This window comes from Leucobacter chromiireducens subsp. solipictus, assembly GCF_016758195.1.
Taxonomy (GTDB): domain Bacteria; phylum Actinomycetota; class Actinomycetes; order Actinomycetales; family Microbacteriaceae; genus Leucobacter; species Leucobacter solipictus.
Window position 1 is genome coordinate 89,825 of record NZ_QYAC01000005.1, and the last position, 17,390, is coordinate 107,214.

The window sequence follows — 17,390 nt, forward strand, 5'->3', positions numbered from 1 at the left end:
CACCTTTAGGTGACATTCTGACCTGACCTACAGTTTGGTTTCCACTCGGGGTAGCTAGTCGATGGCCTTCATGAAAGGCTCACCAGCATGCCACGCCCGTATCCACCTGAGTTCCGTGCACACGCAATCGCGCTCGTCCGCGAGGGCCGACAGGTCACGCAAACCGCTGCAGACCTTGGCATCCACGAGGTCACGCTGCATTCCTGGCTCCGTCAAGACGATATAGATTGTGGCCGCAGACCTGGTAGATCTAGCAGCGAAGACGCTGAGCTGCGAGCAGCACGAAGCCGAATCAGACAGCTCGAGCAGGAGCTTGAGATCGTGAAACTGGCATCGAAATGGCTCTCCGAGGAGGAACGCGTTGACCCAAAAGGGCGCACCCGGTGATCGATCGTCTCGTCGACACCAGGGCACCCGTAGAGACCTGCTGCCGACTCTTGGGTGTCTCCAGGCAGGGCTATTACCGGTATCGAAAACGTCCCACGAGCGCTACGCAGTTGCGGAGGCAGTGGCTCACGGGTCTGATTCGTGAAATTCACACGGCCTCCCGCGGAACATGCGGGTACCGGCGCATCCACGCTGAGCTCACCATCGGGATGGAGATCCCGTGTTCGAGTCGACTGATCTCAGTACTGATGACTCGCGGCGCGATGTACGGGCTTCCGGGCCCGACCCAGGTGAAGCGACTGAAAGGGGGTGGCTACTGCTGATGATCTCGTGCATCGCAAGTTCCACAGGCACACGCCGGACGAGCTCTGGGTGACGGATATCACGGAGCATCCTACACGGGAAGGAAAAGTGTTCTGTGCCGCGGTGCTTGACGCCTGTAGCCGGAAGATCGTGGGATGGGCGATCGATTCCAAGCAAGATTCAACGCTCGTGGTGAATGCCCTCGACATGGCGCTCCGCGCGCGAAAACCAGCCCCAGGTGGCATCGTCCACGCCGATCACGGAGTCCAGTTCACCTCGTGGGCGTTCACCCAGAAGATCCGCTCTGCAGGGCTTCTGCCGTTGTTCGGAACCGTCGGTGATGCGCTTGATAACGCGATGATGGAATCGTTCTGGTCATCGATGCAGATCGAGTTGCTGAACCGGAAGAAATGGAGAACGCGGATTGAGCTCGCGAATGCGATATTCGAGTACATCGAGGTGTTCACCAATCGCAGACGAAGGCATTCGTCGTTGGGTTATCGAACTCCCACGGACTTCGATCTCGCCCTTTCAAAGCAGTTGACATCCGCCTGAAGCTAGCGACCGGGACTGGAAACCAAACTGTAGGTCAGGTCAAACTGTCCCTGAAACCTGCATCGGACCCGTATGGCGACCTCATCAGCTCCTAGATTATTTCCATGTATCTCTGTTTTAGATGTTCGAAGAGGGTCATGTGCCCGTCAATCCGAGCCTGAACAAGGAGCTTTAGATCGTCGTCGTCTAAGGCAATAATGATGCCGCGGTTGTCGAGAGCAGTGTCCTTGCACCGCGCAATAACTCTTGACCTATTGTCTCCAAACCCGCGGTAGCAAAGCAGCCCAAGTCGCCCTTTGCGCGGCGAAAACCTTCCTGACAGTTGATCAAATTCTGGATTCGCCAAGTTGTTACTGTAGTTTTTGCATTCGACAAACACATTTGGTGCCTCCACGTTGCCCTTGGTTGTGATCCAGTGAAAGAAACCCGTTTCTGCAACGTTTGTGTATACGAGGTCGACGCGCTTGCGCCCTTCATGAATTTGGAATTCCCGGATTGGCATATCCAAAGCAGGGTAAAGGAGCGCTGTCAGAAGGTTTTGAATAGCTCGGTGATAATCATCCGCATGTTTCGTGCCGGGCGGAATAATCAAAACTGCCTCGAGGAGCGAACTCCAATCAGGGGGCGGTGTGCCTGTTATCGCGGCGATGTCGTCGTGGCCCGGTGGCTCAGTGAGTCCGGCCTTGTCCCCCCTGTACTGGCTAAGTAGTTTTGGCCGTTCCTCGGTGACTTCTTCATTCCATGGTTTAGTGGGTTTTCTATTCTGCTCCCGTAAAGACTTCTTGGTCACGTACCGCGCAAAGCCCCTGCGTTTAGAGCGCTGTTTGACTAAAGGTGAGTGAGTCTTTCTGAGTTCCTTCTCTTGAAGGTACGGCAGCACGTAGTGGGTCAGATAATCCCCTGCGTCGAATATGGAAGTTTTGCGGACTATTCCCTTCGGGATTAGTAGGAGCTTGCTGTTCGGCATTGGAAGGGAAACGTGTTCTGCCTCCCACCTGTGTGTGTGCCGATTCCACTGCGGTCCAGAATCAAGCCCTGGCTCCAGAGGGATTCCATGCTCCAAGCACATCCTTTGGGTGAACTTGATGAGTTGGCTCCGGATGATGTTGATCGTCATGTCTGAGATGCGATCATGGCCAATGCCCGGTACAAACAGGGCTGTTTCTTCGATGTCGTTGAGGAGTCCGCTTGTTACCGCCCCGCTACTGCTGAGTGCGTCGTAGATGTCAGCCGCTAGACCAGCTGCCACTCCACTTCCGCTGGAAGCCGCACGCGACAACCCAAGATGAGCTTCGTTGGACTCGCCCAGCATTGAAAGTAGGTAGATACCTCTGTTTCGATCGCCTGAACGGATGGATGCCAGAACCTCGTCGTAAAAGTCCTGTAGCAGACTTACGCATTCTTGAGCCCACTCGGACTTCATTCCCCTAAGTGCGCTTGGGTCAACGAATACGGGAGTATCCAAGATGGTGTCTACATCAAGGAAATCGAGCGAAGGCTGTGAAACTGCGAGCCCGTAGAACTCTGAAACTCTCATTGTCTCTCCAAGTGGCAGCTATGACAAACGTTTCTGCCAGCATATCTGTGGGCTAGGGAGCTTCTCGTTCTCTCTGGGGTAGAGCCATTTCAACGCCGAGTGGAGCAGACTTGACTTGCTGTCCGATTTAGGGGCGGCGTCCCTTAGCTAGCCGCGCACTCGGAGTTTTGAGTAAATTGCCTGGGGGTTGATGGACATTCAAACGGCAGGTGGGTAAGAGGGAAGATGTGAGTGATCTGATGGTGCGTAGCTGAATGCCTTTGGGGTCGCATAAGGCATTCGTAACGAGTCTCTGGAGTTTATGCCACAATCCCTCCACATTTCACACCGCCCGACCAGGGCAAGGTTGCCCTCACCCCAAGAAGCGCTGCTTCTAGCCGTCTTCTCGCAAAGAGCTACTGATCAAGTATTTTGAGAGTCTCGCAATCTCCGTTACCGGAGGGTAAAGGGTGTCCTTGCGGATATCCGCTTCGGATAGGTGCCCCAGGAGTTCTCGCTTCCAGCTCGCAGGTATTGTCACTACCCAGCCGACCGGCTGGTCTCTGCCGCGACGGGCTTGGTTTTTTTGCAGTTGCCAATCGATCCAGAAATTGCTCAGATCTTCTTCGAGGGGAACCGCGAATTGCTCCCCTCTGCCTCTGCTGTGGAATCCTTCATCGTGCAGTGCTTCGTTCAGGAATGTATCTAGGCCGCCGCAAATAAAGGCTCCCCGTTGCGCGTGCATTCGGGAATCGAGGGACAGATGCTTCACTGGGACTACTTTTCGGATCCACTTATTCCCAGGCTGGTCGTCTCTTCCTGCCATCAGCCAGGGCAAGTTGTCGCTGTCGTGGAGCTTACCCTCCTTGGCTTTGGCAACGCGGGTATGAAGTAGGAAGAGTACTCCGTCACGGTCGTGATTAGTTTCAACTGCAAAGTACAGTGCTTCTAAAGGGCCGAGTGAAACGTCCAATAGGCGAGTCGGAGATCCATGGTGTTGCATCACCATGAGTAGCTGGCCATCTGTCATACCTAGGCCTAAGCCTTGCCGTCTGGCTTCCGCTATGAGCTTTCGCTCCATCATTTGAAGTCTTGCCTCAGTAACGGCTCCCCTTAGCGACGCACCCCGCATCTCGCGATAAAGTGAGCTCGTAAGCCCGTAGAAGATATCTGACTGCCCTCGGAAGAACAGCTTCTGCTTGTCGCCCTTCAGGTCGCCTTGTGCTTGGTATTGAAAGTCCCAGGCTCCGAGTTCAACAAAGTCGGACTCGAGAAAAGACCAGAGAGCAGCAGCGCTATTCAGCCCCATTTCCTCATTGATGCTGAATGCCCGCCAGCTTTCTTGCCGCATCTTATTGAGCTGTTGCAGTGTGATGCGTCTCAATTGGTTCACCTACTATCTGTCACCGAATTATGGATCGGGGATCCCTGCCCAGTCAAATAGCGGACGATAAGAAGTGGCTATCGATTTGGTTGGGTCACCTACGCGTTATCTTGGGCTCCGAGTCAAAGTGTTGCAACAGCGGACAAATCTTCGGCATTTGAGAGGTAGCCGGCTTCCGGACTTTGGTGCTGGGGCTCGCGCCGCACAAGTGACGCGAGAGCTCGTGTCCTTCCCCCTGCCCTGATTCAGTGCGCCTATTCGCGCCAATCGGGACTATCTAGTTCGGTTCCTGCACCGTTGCACACGGTGTGCACACAGCGCACTCCCTGAAAATCGTGATTTAAGTTTTGGTACAAGGTGAGTGTGATGGAGTCGCCCAAAGGGGGTGCAAAATGTGCAAACACCTGTTGCGTAAAAGCCCAGATCGGAGATGGTATTGCTTCCATGGTAAGGAAGGGGTCGCCAGTTCAATCCTGGCTCGGGGCTCTGACTCTCTGGCTCGCACTCGTGCGGGCCAGTTTGGCTGAGTAGCTCAGCTGGTTAGAGCGCACGACTCATAATCGTGAGGTCGCGGGATCGAGCCCCGCCTCAGCTACAGAGGGTCACGACAAACCCCCGGTTTCGGCCGGGGGTTTTGTCGTCCCGCTCGCGCATCGGCTCCGGTCGACGCTCCGACACGCAGCTTGTCCTGCGACGTGGGCGAGTCGGTGAAGCGGCTGAGCCGGGCGAGCCGGGCGCTGAGCGCCTGAACCACCGAGGGGTTGAGTTCGCTGCATTCGAGTCGGGTGGGTCGCCGGGGAGACGCCGGGAAATCACTGAGTGCAGGAAGGCCTTTCGCCGCGGGGGACTGTCCTCCCCACACTCAGCTGGGCACCGATACACTGGTGGGCGCTGCCCTGGGTTCGCTCGGACGCGGCATCCACGGGGCTCGGGGGACCGAACCTGGAGGTCCAGTTGCGCAAGATCGCTTATCAGCCGCGTCCACACTTGGTGCAGATCCTGCGCCGATACTTGCTCGCCGGATACGACATCGAACTGCTGTCTCCGCGGGGCAACGGCGGATCGCGGTTTCTGCGTGAGTTCCTCGCGGAGATCAAAGAGCACGGCCACTCTGCCGTATTGCTCCCCGACGTCGGGGAGGAGCGTCCCGTCCCGAGCACGCTGCTGGCGGCTCTTGCCGATCAGGGGCGGACCGTCCCGAACGCGTCGGTGAGCTCCCCGCTCGAGCTCGCGGCGCACATGGAGCGGGCGTTTGGCAATCGCTCCCTGATCCTGATTGTCGATGGCCCGCAGGCGTTGACCCCGTTGCTCCAGGCTGCGATTGCGCTCTACCGGGCCTCCGCTCAGTTGCAGATCGTCCTGCTCTGCGAGAGTGAGGATTCCGCTCCCGAGCGCGCCCCACGAGCGGTCACGGTGCCCCTGCCAACGCTCACGCTCGAAGAACTGGGCGCCGTGCTCCACGGGGTGAGCGGTGCGCCGCTCGACGCGGGCTCGCTGAGTCGGGTGTACGCGAAATCCGCGGGGCTCGTCAAACTTGCGATCGCGATTACGGAGATCGGCACGATTGAGGGGAACCTCAAGCTCGTCGACGGCGTGTGGACGGCCGCCCGGGATCTGTGGAGCCCCCGCCTCCTCCCGATGGTGCGGCGGTATGCGCAGGCGGCACCCACCGAGGACCGAGAAGCGCTCGAAGCGCTCTCGGTGGCGGGCGTGGTGGCGGCCACCGACGCGGTCGCTCTCGTCGGGGAAGAGCGCCTGGAGCGCCAGCGATTGGTCGCCGTAGAGGTCTCGGGGACGCGACATTGGGTGACGGTGAATCCGCCGATCCTCGGTGAAATGCTCCGGCGCGGCGGGTCCGCAATGAGGCTGAGCCGTGTCCGGACTCAGGTCGAGGCGGTCACGTCGAAGCCCGTGAAACCTGTCGTTGCCGGGGAAACGGGACTTCGGATCGGTCGCATCGACCCACTCATGATGCGTCGTGTGGCCGAGAGCCGGGCGGCCGCGCTGCGAAACGCGCGCCGTGCCTGGACTGAGCAGGCGAGCGCCGGCGCTGGCCTGCGGCTGATCGAAGAGCTTGTCGCGACGAGCGCCCCGGCACCGGAGGTGCTCGACGTTGTCGCGCGGGTATCGCAGTACAGCCTCAGCCAGGAACAGCGCGCAACGCTCCGGATCTGGGAGGCGCGCGTACAGGGGTACCAGAACGGCGAAGTGCGTCGAGCGCTTTCGCTGCTGGATACGTCCGGGGAGCGGGGCCGAGAGCTCGGCGCGTATCGCGGCCTGGTCGTCGCCGCCCGGGTGCGGCTCGCTGCGGACCTGGACGTCATTCCCGCGGACGCGGAAACCCAGCTCGCCGACTCGGATACCTTGCCGTTGCTGGTGCGACACGAACTCCGGACCGAGCTGAGCGCGGTGCGCTACGCGCGAGGACACCTGGCGGCAGCGAGTGCCGGGCTCGCAGAGCTTCGGCAGTGGAGCTCCGGTCGGGTCGGTCATCGTGTGCGGCTCTACGAGGCCCTGGTGGATCTGGGGGCGGGGAGAGTCGACGCCGCGACCGATGCCGCGACACGGGGATTTGACGACGCAAAGGATGAGCTCGACGGGGCCATGATGCGGGCCTATACCTATGTGTTGCTGCTACTCATCGTGGCGCGTGGACAGAGCCTCGGAGTGCCGCGGGTGAACGAACTCTTCGCCGCGCTGGGCAGCGTCCCCACGTTCCCGCAGAACGCCGATTTGGGAGTGCGCGTCTGCGGCGTGATGAGTGCAAGCGGCTCCGCGGAAGAGATTCATGCGCTCGTGCAGGATCTGGGAGCGGTTCCGCTCTCGTCAGGAACGCTGCCCGGAACGAGTCGGGCTCTGGTAGACGCAAAACTTGCGGCGATCCGAGGCGATGCCGCGGTCGCGGCCGAGCTGTGCTGGAACGACGCCCTGGAGTTGCGTCGGCGCGGCGGCGCGCTCGCCGCCGCGTACAGCGCCATCCGGGCGTTGGAGTATTCCTACGATGAGGCGCATGCCCGTGAGCTCGCTGAGTGGCTGCAAGACATCGACAGCGAACCGCTCCGCGCGATCCTTGAGTACTTCCGTGCGCGTGCGCGTGGGGACGCCGCCGGGGTGCGGGATGTGATTCAGCGCCTTGCGGCAACCGGCCAGGTGGGCCACGCAATGCAGGCCTACCGCGATCTCGGGCGGCTGCAGGAAGTGAGAAATGATCACCAGCTTGCGGCCGATATTTCCGCGGAGCGAGATGCGTTCAGCAGCGCACTTGAGAGTAACGGCATTGACCTCCTCCAGATCGTTGCCACCGAGGCGAGGCTCACGCGGCGAGAGGAGGAGGTCGCACGACTGATCGCGACCGGCCTCACGAATCGACAGATCCAGGAAGAACTCGTGCTGAGCATTCGGACCGTCGAGAACCACGTGCACCGGCTCATGCGAAAGCTCCGCGTATCGTCGCGACAGGAAGTCATTGATGCGGTGCGCGGATGGGTGGGAGAACCCGTGACGGATCGCGCCTAGTTTCGGTGAACGATACTCAGAACCGCTCCGCGGCGCACTCGACTCAGCATGCTGGCTACTCAGTTTCCGCGGAGCCGCGAAAATCGGGCCTAGTCTCAATGTTGAGAGGTTCGCAACGCACCACACAGACTCGGTTCCCGAGTCGCGGAGCGGAAAGGGAGGGGCACGGCAATGGTCATGTCTCTGCGAATCTCTCAACGCTGGTGGAATCTTCGCAACGACGGAGTTGATGAAGCTAGCACTTCGCTGTGGTCGACCGATACCCCCATCCCCCATCCCCTCGGTCGACCACAGCGTCATTCTTCCGCCGTTCCCGCACGGGTCGGGTACGGTGGCCCGCGGCGACAGCGTACTCGTATCTTCGAAAGCTCGCGATTCCCCTTGACGAAATGCGAGTTCAGACGTACTTTTCAGAGTGCAGGGCCTCGCAGCGATGCCGCGTCGTGATCCCCAACACATCCCCAGGCGCGATCTGCACTCGGGTGAGGCCGGGTCTCCTGAGAAACACGATTGGGTTCCGGGAGACCCTTGCATGTGTGCAGGATTCTCGACGAGTGTCGAGCGGTCACCCGTGCAGCCCTGCCCAGGGGGCACCGCTCGGCGCAGTGTGCGACGAGGCTTGAACCGCGCGGAGCTCACGCACGAAATGACTGCACAGCGCCGAGGCCTCGAATTCGGAGTCCGCCGAACACCGGATCATGTCGATGACCTCGCCGATCAGTTCGCACCCGGCACACTCGGAGAGCGGAGCGGACTCGGCCGCGTGCGTGCACAACCGACGGTAGGCGTGGATCAGTGCGGCGGCGACCGTGCCCAGTCGCGCTCGCGGATCCTCGTTCACACGCCCTCCTCGCTGAGGTCATCGCCGCTCCAGACGCTCACCACAGTCAAGTTGGGACGGCCCGCGCTGTCAAGTAGCGGGGGACAACACTTGACGGATCCCCGAATTCCCACGAGAGTTACTGACAAGAAGCGTGATTCTCAGAGCCACGATGTTCATCGCCGAACACGAGTGGTGCGTTCCCGAGTACACAGGGTCATAAAGGAGACGTGAGTATGGGGCGGTTCACTGATTCGGTGAAGTCACTGTTTGGGCGACGCGAGCGCCGGGTCTTTACACCCGAGGACGCCGCGGAGATCGACGACTGGGTCGGCGAGGGTGGTGCGGCTCATCCGGACGGGCCGCCGCGCGTGACCGACGACGCAGACGACACGCTCCCAGAGCGGTAGTCGAAAGTACATCAGGGGCTCGGGGGAGTCCTGTGCACAGGCACGAGGGGGAAACAATGGGGAAACGCCGAACTGGTGTGTGGGGTGCCGTCGGACTGAGCGCGGCGATGTTCGCGGCGGTGCTGAGTCCGGCCTCGCCGGCGCTCGCCGCCGGCACCAGCGTCGCCAATGTCGCGGAGCTGAAGACCGCGGTTGAGGCGTTACCAGCGGGGGCCGCGACGATCGAGCTGGCGAACGGTTTCGCGCCGGTCGGGGCACCCCCGACCATCACCGTGCCCGATGGGGTGGATCTCACGCTTGCGGGTGCGGGGACGACCGTGACCAAGGCTGACGGCACCACGGGGCGCCACCTCGACCTCGTGGGGAACGGCAGCCAGACGATGACGGTGACCGGGATCGACTTCGTCGGCTTCAACGATCCCGACCCCGCGGGACAAGCGGGCGGCGTCCCGGGCGGCGGCCTGGGCCTGCAGAACTTTGCCAAGGTTGTGGTGATGGAGGCGACGTTCGCGGGGATCGACAGTTCGGCGGGGCTCGCCCTCGGAGGCGTGAAGCGCCTCGAGGTCTCCGACGCGAGTTTCCTGGGGAACCGGGCGGCCGCAGGGGCCGCGGTGGAGCTCCCCGTGGGGATCGACGCGACGTTCACGCGAACCACCATGCACAAGAACTGGGGAACGCAGCCGGGATACTCGGGCGGCGCCCTTCGGGCAATGGGCAAGAGTACCTTGACCGTGGAGAATTCGGTGTTTACGGGGAACGTTTCGCTGACCCGCGGCGGCGCGATTGCGTTCCACCAGATGGACGGTGCGCTCACGGTTCGCGACAGCGTGTTCACGGGAAACCGGGTCCCGCTTGCGGCGAACAACACCACCGTGAATGACGGCGGCGCGATCGCGGTCAATGAACGCCCGATCGCGGGGGCGCAGACAGGAAAGACGCGGATCACCGGCAGCACCTTCAGCGAAAACGTCGCGGCGGACGAGGGCGGTGCCCTGCTGATTCAGTCGGGGAATGGTTCCTCCGCCGTCATCCAGAACAGCACGTTCTACGCGAACCGAGCTGAGGGCAAACAGGTGTCCTTCGACGATACGAGCGGTGGCGGTGCGATCGAGGCGTTCGGCACACCGCTCACGCTGGAGCACAACACCTTCGTGAATAATCTGGCCCACAAGGGCACCTCGTTCTTTGGGCATCAGCGCGGCGGTGCGGTGTCCACGACCGGCGATACCGCACACCTGACCGCGCAGCCGTTGACGCTGTCCCACAACCTGTTCGTGGGGAACGACGTCGTCACGAACGACGGCGTCTCTGCACCTTCAAGCCTCTACCGGCAGGTCTCGGCGCGAGGCGGGATCGAGACTCCGGAGGCGCTGGCGGACCCGACGATCGCCGTGGACGAGTCTCCTGACGCCCCGGACCTCACGAGCGATGACGCGGAACTGCAGTACCCGGTGCGGACGCAGCACCCCGCCGACGGGGACGAGACCGACTTTGTGCCGCTTGTCGAGGTGGATGAGCGGAAGAACGTGGGCGTCGACAACGGCACCGCCATTGACTACGACGCGGTGAGCCGCCTCGCCGTCCTGGGCGACGACGCGGCGAGCCCGGCGGCCAACGGGAGCACGGTGATCGCGGGCGACGCGCGGACCGGCACCGCGCAGACACCGGGCACCATCCGGTTCCTGCCCGAGGACGCCCCGTTCCTCGTCGGATTGGCGGACGGGGCCGCTGGTGACCCCGCCGCTGCCGCGGGAGTGTCCCAGGACCAGCGTGGCTTCCCGGTGGACGAGCCGGCCGATGCGGGTGCGCTGCAGCAGGCGTTCATCCGATACGACCCGAACGGCGGCGACTGGGAGGCTCTCGTGGAGCGGCCATTTGACGGTGCTCGGATCGTGCTCCGCGATGAGACGGCGCTCGTGTGGGCGGTCGGGCCGGTGGGCAGCGAAATCAGCACGGAGCCGGCACCCACCACCGCACCCGAGGGGAAGGTGTTCGCCGGCTGGAACACCGCGGCGGATGGATCCGGCACGGCCTTCCCCGCCGGGACGATCGCGATCCCCCCGGGCAATCTGCGCGTATTCGCACAGTGGGACACCGAGACGCCGCCCGTGAAGGACGGCACGGTGACCGTCGAGTATGTGGACGCTGACGGTGCGCCGCTTCGCGACCCGATCGTGCTCACCGGAAAGGTGGGAGATCCCTACACGACCGAGCAGGTGGTGTTCGAGGGATACGACTTGCTGCGGATCGAGGGCGTGCCCAATGGTACGTACGGCGACGAAGCGGTGATCGTGCGCTACCACTATCGTGCGCAAGATATTCCGCCACCCACCGGAACCGGAACGGTGGTCACCGCCTACGTCGACGATGCCGGGAAAGCGTTGCGGAGCCCCATTACCCAGACGGGCAAGATCGGAGAGAAGTATCAGACCAAACGGCTGAGCTTCTCGGGCTACTCGTTCGCGCGCGTCGACGGCAAAGCGACAGGAACCTACGCGCAGACCCCGATCGCGGTGACCTACGTCTATCAACAGGACGGTGCGGTGACTCCGCCCCCGGTCGTGGACCCGCCGGAGGGGAAGACGCCCCCCGCGACCGTCACCGGGCCCCTCGCGACCACAGGCCTGAACCTGGGATGGCCGCTCGCCGCCGCAACGGGCGTCGCCATGGTCGTCGCGGCAGGCGTCTTCCTCCTGGGGCGGCGTCGGCTCGGAGAAGGTGACCCGACGGAGTAACGGGAACCGGTGTCGGCCGCGGTGACCTCAGGCGGCCGACACTGTGAACCGCACGGACGCGAGCTGCTCTTCCCGGGTCGGCGCGGCGTGCACCGTGACGAGTTCGTCCACATCGGCGAACTTCGCGAATGCGGCGAGTTCGGTGCGCACGCGTTCGGGGCCGCCGATTGCCGTGTGGGTGAGCATCTTCCGAATCTCCAGTCCCGCGGGCGTATCGAGCAGCGGTGCCGCCTCGTCAGCGGTGAGTTCCTGCTCGCGACCGCGGGAGAGGAACCGGCGGACGCGATCCAGCTCAGCCCGGGCGAAGAGTTGCTCCGCGGCCGCATCGGACTCCGCGGCGATCACATTGACGCCCGCGCTCACGTACGGGGTCGGGTGGGCGGTGCTCGGCACATAGTTCGCGCGGTAGTGCTGCACCGCGGTGGTGAGCAGCTCCGGGGCAAAGTGCGAGGCGAAAGAGTACGGCAGGCCGAGCTGCGCGGCGAGTTGCGCCCCGAACAGGGACGAGCCGAGGATCGTGAGCGGGACGCGGGTGCCGCGTCCCGGGTACGCGTTGACCGCGGTGCGGGAGAGATCCTCCGAGAGGAACTGCTGCAGCTCGAGCACGTCGGAGGGGAAGCGTTCCGCCGCCTCGTGGGTGCGCCGCAGCGCGCGGAACGTGGCCCCGTCGGTGCCGGGAGCGCGCCCCAGCCCCAGGTGGATGCGCCCGGGGTGCAGCTCGGCAAGCGTGCCGAACTGCTCGGCAATGAGCAGCGGCGCGTGGTTCGGGAGCATCACGCCACCCGCGCCCAGGCCGATGGTGCGGGTCTGGGACGCGATGTGGGCGATCAGCACCGCCGTGGCGCTCGACGCGATCGACGGCATGTTGTGGTGTTCGGCGTACCAGATCCGGCTGTAGCCGTGCGTCTCCGCGGTCTGGGCGAGCGCCACGGAGTGCGCCAGCGCGTCGGCGATGGTGCCGTCGGCCTCCACGGTCGCAAGGTCCAGGACAGAGAGGGGCGGCAGCGCAGTCATATGGGGTACAACGCACCGCCGCGGCGCGTATTCCGTGATCTCCTGTGCGGGGAGACGCGAACGGCGGTCGCCCCCGCTGGGGAAGCGACCGCCGTGGAACGCGGACGTGCTCTACTTGCCCGCCGGGGTCCAGCTCTGCCACTGGCCGCTGCGCTCGAACTCCAGGTCGAGCGGGATGTTGCTGCGATCCCGCAGCAGGATCGTGGCGAGCATACCGAGGCTCGTCATCAGCAGCAGGTACACGACGATGGCCCACGTGCTGCCGAAGGACTGCAGCAGCACCTGCGCGATGGTCGGGGCGAACGCGCCGCCGATGATGCCGCCGAGCGCGTAGCTGATCGAAATCCCGGAGTACCGCACGGACGCGGGGAAGCTCTCCGCAAACCAGACGGCCGCGGGCCCGTAGGTCAGGCCGAGGCCGATCGCGAGCAGACTCGTGCCGAGCAGCACCCCGAGGACGCCGCCGTTGAAGACGAACTGGAACAGCGGGATGACTGCCGCGGCCTGCGCGACCCAGCCGATCGCCATGATCGACTTGCGGCCGTAGCGGTCGGAGAGCGGGCCGGAGGCGTAGGTGAAGATCGCCCACACGATGGCGGCCGTCAGCACTGCGAGCTGCACCTGTACCGGATCGTAGCCGAGGCCGCCGTCTGCCTCAGGGCGCGAGGCGAGCCCCTGCACGTAGCCGCCGGTCAGCATGTAACCGACGGCGTTGTTCCCGGCAAACAGCAGCGCGCTCAGGATCACGAGCGGGAGGTGCTGCTTGAAGATCTGCACGATGGGGGCCGATTCCTGCTGCTTCGCCTCGGCGATCTCGCTGAACACGGGGGACTCGTTGACGGTGCGCCGGATCACGAAACCCACGATGATGAGCACCACGGAGAACAGGAACGGCACCCGCCAGCCCCACTCTTCGAAGGCGTCGCCGGGCGCGATGATCCGCATGAGCGCGAGCATCGCGGACGCGAGCAGCATGCCGAAGGGCACGCCCAGCTGCGGGAAGATTCCGAACAGGCCACGCTTGCCCTCGGGGGCGTGCTCGACGGACATGAGCACCGCGCCGCCCCACTCGCCGCCGGCCGACAAGCCCTGCAGGATGCGCAAGGCGATCAGCAGGACGGGGGCGATGATCCCGATCGACTGGTAGGTCGGCAGGATCCCGATGCCGACGGTGGCGACCCCCATTAGGAGCAGCGTAATGACCAGCATGGGCTGCCGGCCGAGCTTGTCGCCGAAGTGCCCCGCGAGGAACGCGCCCAGGGGGCGGAAGAGGAAGGAGAGGCCGATCGTGACGAGCGAAAGGATCTGCATCATGCCCGGCCCCGCGGGCTCGAAGAAGAGCTTCGCGAGGACAAGATTCGCGGCGAACGCGTAGATGAAGAAGTCGTACCACTCGATGGTGGTGCCGATGATGGAGGCCGCGACGACCTTGCGGCGCTCCTGTGGCGTGCTCGCTACGGCGGGTGTGATATGTGTCATTATTTGACGCCCTTGTCCAACTATTGAAAACTTCGATGTCTGACAGATATTTTACGCTGCTGCCCGTGTCCGGTCGAATCCCACCCGACTTCTGGGGGGAATGCGTATCGATCTGTGGAGATTCTCCGCAATACTGGGGGCATGCTTCCCCACGGCACAGCCCTCACGCTCTTGGATTCGCCCGCTCGCCTCGAAGAGGTGCTGCGCTTCGACACCTGGGCTTTCCCGTCGGAGGTGCCGCTGAGCGACCTCCTGGAACTGCACAGCCCGATCCCGTGGGGCCGCACGTGGGGCGTCGAAACGGGCGGGGATGAGCTCGCGGCCATGTACGGGGCCTACACCCTGACTCAGTTCCCGGTACCGGGCGCGCGGGTGGCGGGAGCGTGGCTCACCTGGGTGGGCGTGCACCCAGGCTTCCGCCGGCGCGGGATCCTGCGTCACCTCATCACCCATCACTTCGCAGACGCGCTCGCTCGGGGCGAAGCGATCTCGGGGCTCAACGCGTCCGAGGCCGCCATTTACGGCCGCTTCGGATACGGAATGGCTGCGCCCCAGGTGTCGCTCACGATCCCGCGCGGTGCGAAGCTGCGGCCCGTTCCCGGCGCCGACGAGCTGGACGTTGAGTTGAGCGAGTGGGACGCGGCGCGCCACGGCTCCGAGATCGCGCGGCTCCACGCCGACTACGCAACGCTCCCCGAGGGGGTCGGGCGGCCCGGCTGGGTCACCTGGGAGACCCCGGAGCTGCGCGCTACTGCCGACCAAGACCCTCCCGCGCTGCGGCACGGGCTTGAATCACTGCGGCTGCTCGTGGTCCGCGACGCAGGCGGGACGGCGCTCGGGTACGCCCGGTTCCGGCGCAAGCCGGACTGGAACCGGCACGTTGCGGAGGGGACCGTGCAGCTCCGCGACGTGGTCGCCCACACCGCGGCCGCCGCGCACCGGCTCTGGAGCGTGCTCCTCGATCTCGACCTGATGGCGCGGGTCGAGACGGGGCTGCTGACCACCGATGACCCGATTCTGACGTTGCTCGAGAACACCCGCGCCGCGCTGCCGGTCGCCGCCGACCTGCAGTGGGTGCGCATCCTCGACCTGCCGCGCGCGCTCGCGGATCGGCGCTTCGCGGCCCCGATCGACGTAGTGCTCGAGGTGACCGACGCGTTGCTCCCCGCGAACGCCGGACGGTGGCGCGTGGTGGCCGACAGCTTCGGGTACGCGGAAGTGACGCGCAGCGATGCCGCGCCGGATCTGCGGCTCGATATCCGGGAACTCGGTGCCGCACACCTGGGCTCGACGTCCCTCTCGGCGCTTGCGCAGGCGGGGCTGGTGCAGGGCGACGCGGCAGTGATCGCTCACGCGGCGACGGCCTGGTCGTGGCCGGTCGCCGCGGGAGCGAGCTGGGTGTTCTAGCGGGTTACTCCGCGTCGACGATGGACAGCAGCAGGTGCCCGCTCGGCACCGTCTGCCCCACGGGTGCGTCGATGCCCGCGACGACGCCGGCGCGGTGCGCGTAAATCGACTGCTCCATCTTCATCGCCTCAAGCACCACGACCAGATCACCCTCGGCGACCGTCTCGCCCTCAGCGGTGGCGAGCTTCAGGACGGTTGCCTGCATGGGCGCGGTGATCCCGTTCCCGGCGGCGGCGGAAACGCCGGCACCCTTCGCGCGGCGCGGGGCAGGGCCACGGGTCACGTCCTGATCCACGAGGGGGAGGAGCGTGGCCGGCATGGAGACCTCGACACGGCGTCCCTCGACCTCAACGACCACCGCGCGGCGCTTCGGGTCCTGGCCGAGGGCCGGGACCTCGCCCTCCCACGGCTCAATGTCGTTGTCGAACTCGGTCTCGATCCACAGCGTGTAGATGCCGAAGTTGCCGTCTTCCGCGGTGAACGCGGGATCGCGGACGATCTTCCGGTGGAACGGCAGGACGGTCGGCAGCCCCTGGACCTCGAACTCATCGAGGGCGCGGCGGGCGCGCTGCAGCGCTTCCTCGCGGGTGGCGCCGGTGACGATCAGCTTGCCGAGCATCGAGTCGAACGCGCCGGAGACGACGTCGCCGGAGGTCACGCCCGTGTCGACGCGCACGCCGGGTCCCGAGGCCGCCTTGAACAGGGTGACCGGGCCCGGGGCGGGGAGGAAGCCATTGCCCGGATCCTCGCCGTTCAGCCGGAACTCGAAGGAGTGGCCGTGGGGGACCGGGTCGGCGTAGTCGATGGTGCCGCCCTCGGCGATCCGGAACTGCTCGCGAACGAGATCGATCCCGGTGACCTCTTCGGTCACGGGATGCTCGACCTGCAGGCGGGTGTTGACCTCGAGGAAGGAGACCGTGCCGTCCTTCGCGACGAGGAACTCGCAGGTGCCGGCGCCGACGTACCCGACCTCCTTGAGGATGGCCTTCGACGACGACACGAGCTGCGCGTTTTGCGCGTCGGTGAGGAACGGCGCGGGGGCCTCCTCGACGAGCTTCTGGTGGCGGCGCTGCAGGGAGCAGTCGCGCGTCGACACGACCACGACGTTGCCGTGGCTGTCGGCGAGGCACTGGGTCTCGACGTGACGGGGCTTCTCGAGGTACTTCTCCACGAAGCACTCGCCGCGGCCGAACGCTGCCACGGCCTCACGGGTGGCGGACTCGAACAGCTCCGCGATCTCATCCCGCTCGTACGCGACCTTGAGGCCACGGCCCCCGCCGCCAAACGCGGCCTTGATCGCGATCGGCAGCCCCACCTCATCGGCGAAGGCGACGACCTCATCGGCGTTCGCCACCGGATCGCTGGTGCCCGCCGCGAGCGGTGCCCCCACCTTCTCGGCGACGTGCCGCGCGGAAACCTTGTCGCCGAGGCGCTCGATGGCCTCCGGGCTCGGGCCGATCCAGGTCAGGCCCGCCGCGATGACGGCGCGAGCGAAGTCGGCGTTCTCCGCGAGGAAGCCGTAGCCGGGGTGCACCGCGTACGCGCCGGAGCGCCGTGCGACTCCGAGGATCTTGTCGATGACCAGGTAGGTCTCGGCGCTGGTCGTGCCGTTCAGCGCGTACGCCTCGTCGGCCAGCTGGGCGTGCAGGGCGTCGCGATCCTGGTCGGCGAAGACGGCGACGGAGGCGATGCCGCTGTCAGCGGCGGCACGGATAATGCGGACGGCGATCTCACCACGGTTGGCGATGAGGACTTTACGAATGCGCGACATGCGTTCCAGCCTATTGGAGGGGGCCCACCCATCCTTGGATATACACAACAAACCTTTCTGAGATCCGTTGCGGAAACGAACAGGTGGCGGTCT

The 17,390-nt window shown here is 64.4% G+C and carries 10 protein-coding genes, 2 tRNA genes and 1 pseudogene; 7 read left to right on the top strand and 6 right to left on the bottom strand.

Annotation, left to right across the window (positions count from 1 at the left end):
* The first annotated feature begins 87 nt into the window (after positions 1 to 87).
* Positions 88 to 1,245 (top strand): annotated as a pseudogene (locus D3230_RS10205) (IS3 family transposase).
* Positions 1,246 to 1,336: 91 nt separating this feature from the next.
* On the opposite strand, the gene D3230_RS10210 reads toward D3230_RS10205, so the two are convergent.
* Together D3230_RS10210 and D3230_RS10215 are read right to left on the bottom strand one after the other, a co-directional pair.
* On the bottom strand, positions 1,337 to 2,782 hold the full coding sequence (locus tag D3230_RS10210) for a hypothetical protein (protein ID WP_202344939.1): 1,446 nt from the start codon (positions 2,780 to 2,782) through the stop codon (positions 1,337 to 1,339).
* Positions 2,783 to 3,155: 373 nt separating this feature from the next.
* Positions 3,156 to 4,154, bottom strand: coding sequence for an FRG domain-containing protein (locus D3230_RS10215; RefSeq protein ID WP_202344940.1), 999 nt, complete (start codon positions 4,152 to 4,154; stop codon positions 3,156 to 3,158).
* A 408-nt stretch (positions 4,155 to 4,562) separates the two neighbouring features.
* On the opposite strand from D3230_RS10215, the gene D3230_RS10220 reads away from it, so the two are divergent.
* The 3 genes from D3230_RS10220 to D3230_RS10230 all read left to right on the top strand — a co-directional run bounded on the left by D3230_RS10220 (position 4,563) and on the right by D3230_RS10230 (position 7,661).
* Positions 4,563 to 4,631, top strand: a tRNA-Leu gene (locus tag D3230_RS10220).
* Between the two features lie 35 nt (positions 4,632 to 4,666).
* Positions 4,667 to 4,740, top strand: a tRNA-Met gene (locus D3230_RS10225).
* 359 nt (positions 4,741 to 5,099) lie between these two features.
* A complete protein-coding gene (locus D3230_RS10230) occupies positions 5,100 to 7,661 on the top strand; it encodes a helix-turn-helix transcriptional regulator (RefSeq protein WP_202344941.1) in 2,562 nt (853 codons plus the stop codon).
* A 565-nt stretch (positions 7,662 to 8,226) separates the two neighbouring features.
* On the opposite strand, the gene D3230_RS10235 is transcribed toward D3230_RS10230, so the two are convergent.
* A complete protein-coding gene (locus D3230_RS10235; RefSeq protein ID WP_202344942.1) occupies positions 8,227 to 8,502 on the bottom strand; it encodes a hypothetical protein in 276 nt (91 codons plus the stop codon).
* A 215-nt stretch (positions 8,503 to 8,717) separates the two neighbouring features.
* On the opposite strand from D3230_RS10235, the gene D3230_RS10240 reads away from it, so the two are divergent.
* Positions 8,718 to 8,891, top strand: coding sequence for a hypothetical protein (locus tag D3230_RS10240; RefSeq protein ID WP_202344943.1), 174 nt, complete (start codon positions 8,718 to 8,720; stop codon positions 8,889 to 8,891).
* 56 nt (positions 8,892 to 8,947) lie between these two features.
* Entirely contained in the window at positions 8,948 to 11,626 is a 2,679-nt protein-coding gene (locus D3230_RS10245; protein ID WP_202344944.1) for a MucBP domain-containing protein, read from the top strand.
* Between the two features lie 27 nt (positions 11,627 to 11,653).
* On the opposite strand, the gene D3230_RS10250 is transcribed toward D3230_RS10245, so the two are convergent.
* The gene (locus tag D3230_RS10250; RefSeq protein ID WP_202344945.1) at positions 11,654 to 12,640 is read right to left on the bottom strand and encodes an LLM class flavin-dependent oxidoreductase; all 987 of its coding nucleotides are present in this window, start codon (positions 12,638 to 12,640) and stop codon (positions 11,654 to 11,656) included.
* 111 nt (positions 12,641 to 12,751) lie between these two features.
* Positions 12,752 to 14,119, bottom strand: coding sequence for an MFS transporter (locus tag D3230_RS10255; protein WP_202344946.1), 1,368 nt, complete (start codon positions 14,117 to 14,119; stop codon positions 12,752 to 12,754).
* A 141-nt stretch (positions 14,120 to 14,260) separates the two neighbouring features.
* Here D3230_RS10255 and D3230_RS10260 point away from each other — a divergent pair, with 141 nt between their 5' ends.
* Complete coding sequence (locus D3230_RS10260; protein ID WP_202344947.1) at positions 14,261 to 15,526, top strand: GNAT family N-acetyltransferase; 1,266 nt, start codon at positions 14,261 to 14,263, stop codon at positions 15,524 to 15,526.
* 4 nt (positions 15,527 to 15,530) lie between these two features.
* On the opposite strand, the gene D3230_RS10265 is transcribed toward D3230_RS10260, so the two are convergent.
* Positions 15,531 to 17,297 (bottom strand): acetyl/propionyl/methylcrotonyl-CoA carboxylase subunit alpha, encoded by a 1,767-nt coding sequence (locus tag D3230_RS10265; protein WP_202344948.1) that lies wholly within the window; start codon positions 17,295 to 17,297, stop codon positions 15,531 to 15,533.
* Positions 17,298 to 17,390 lie beyond the last annotated feature (93 nt).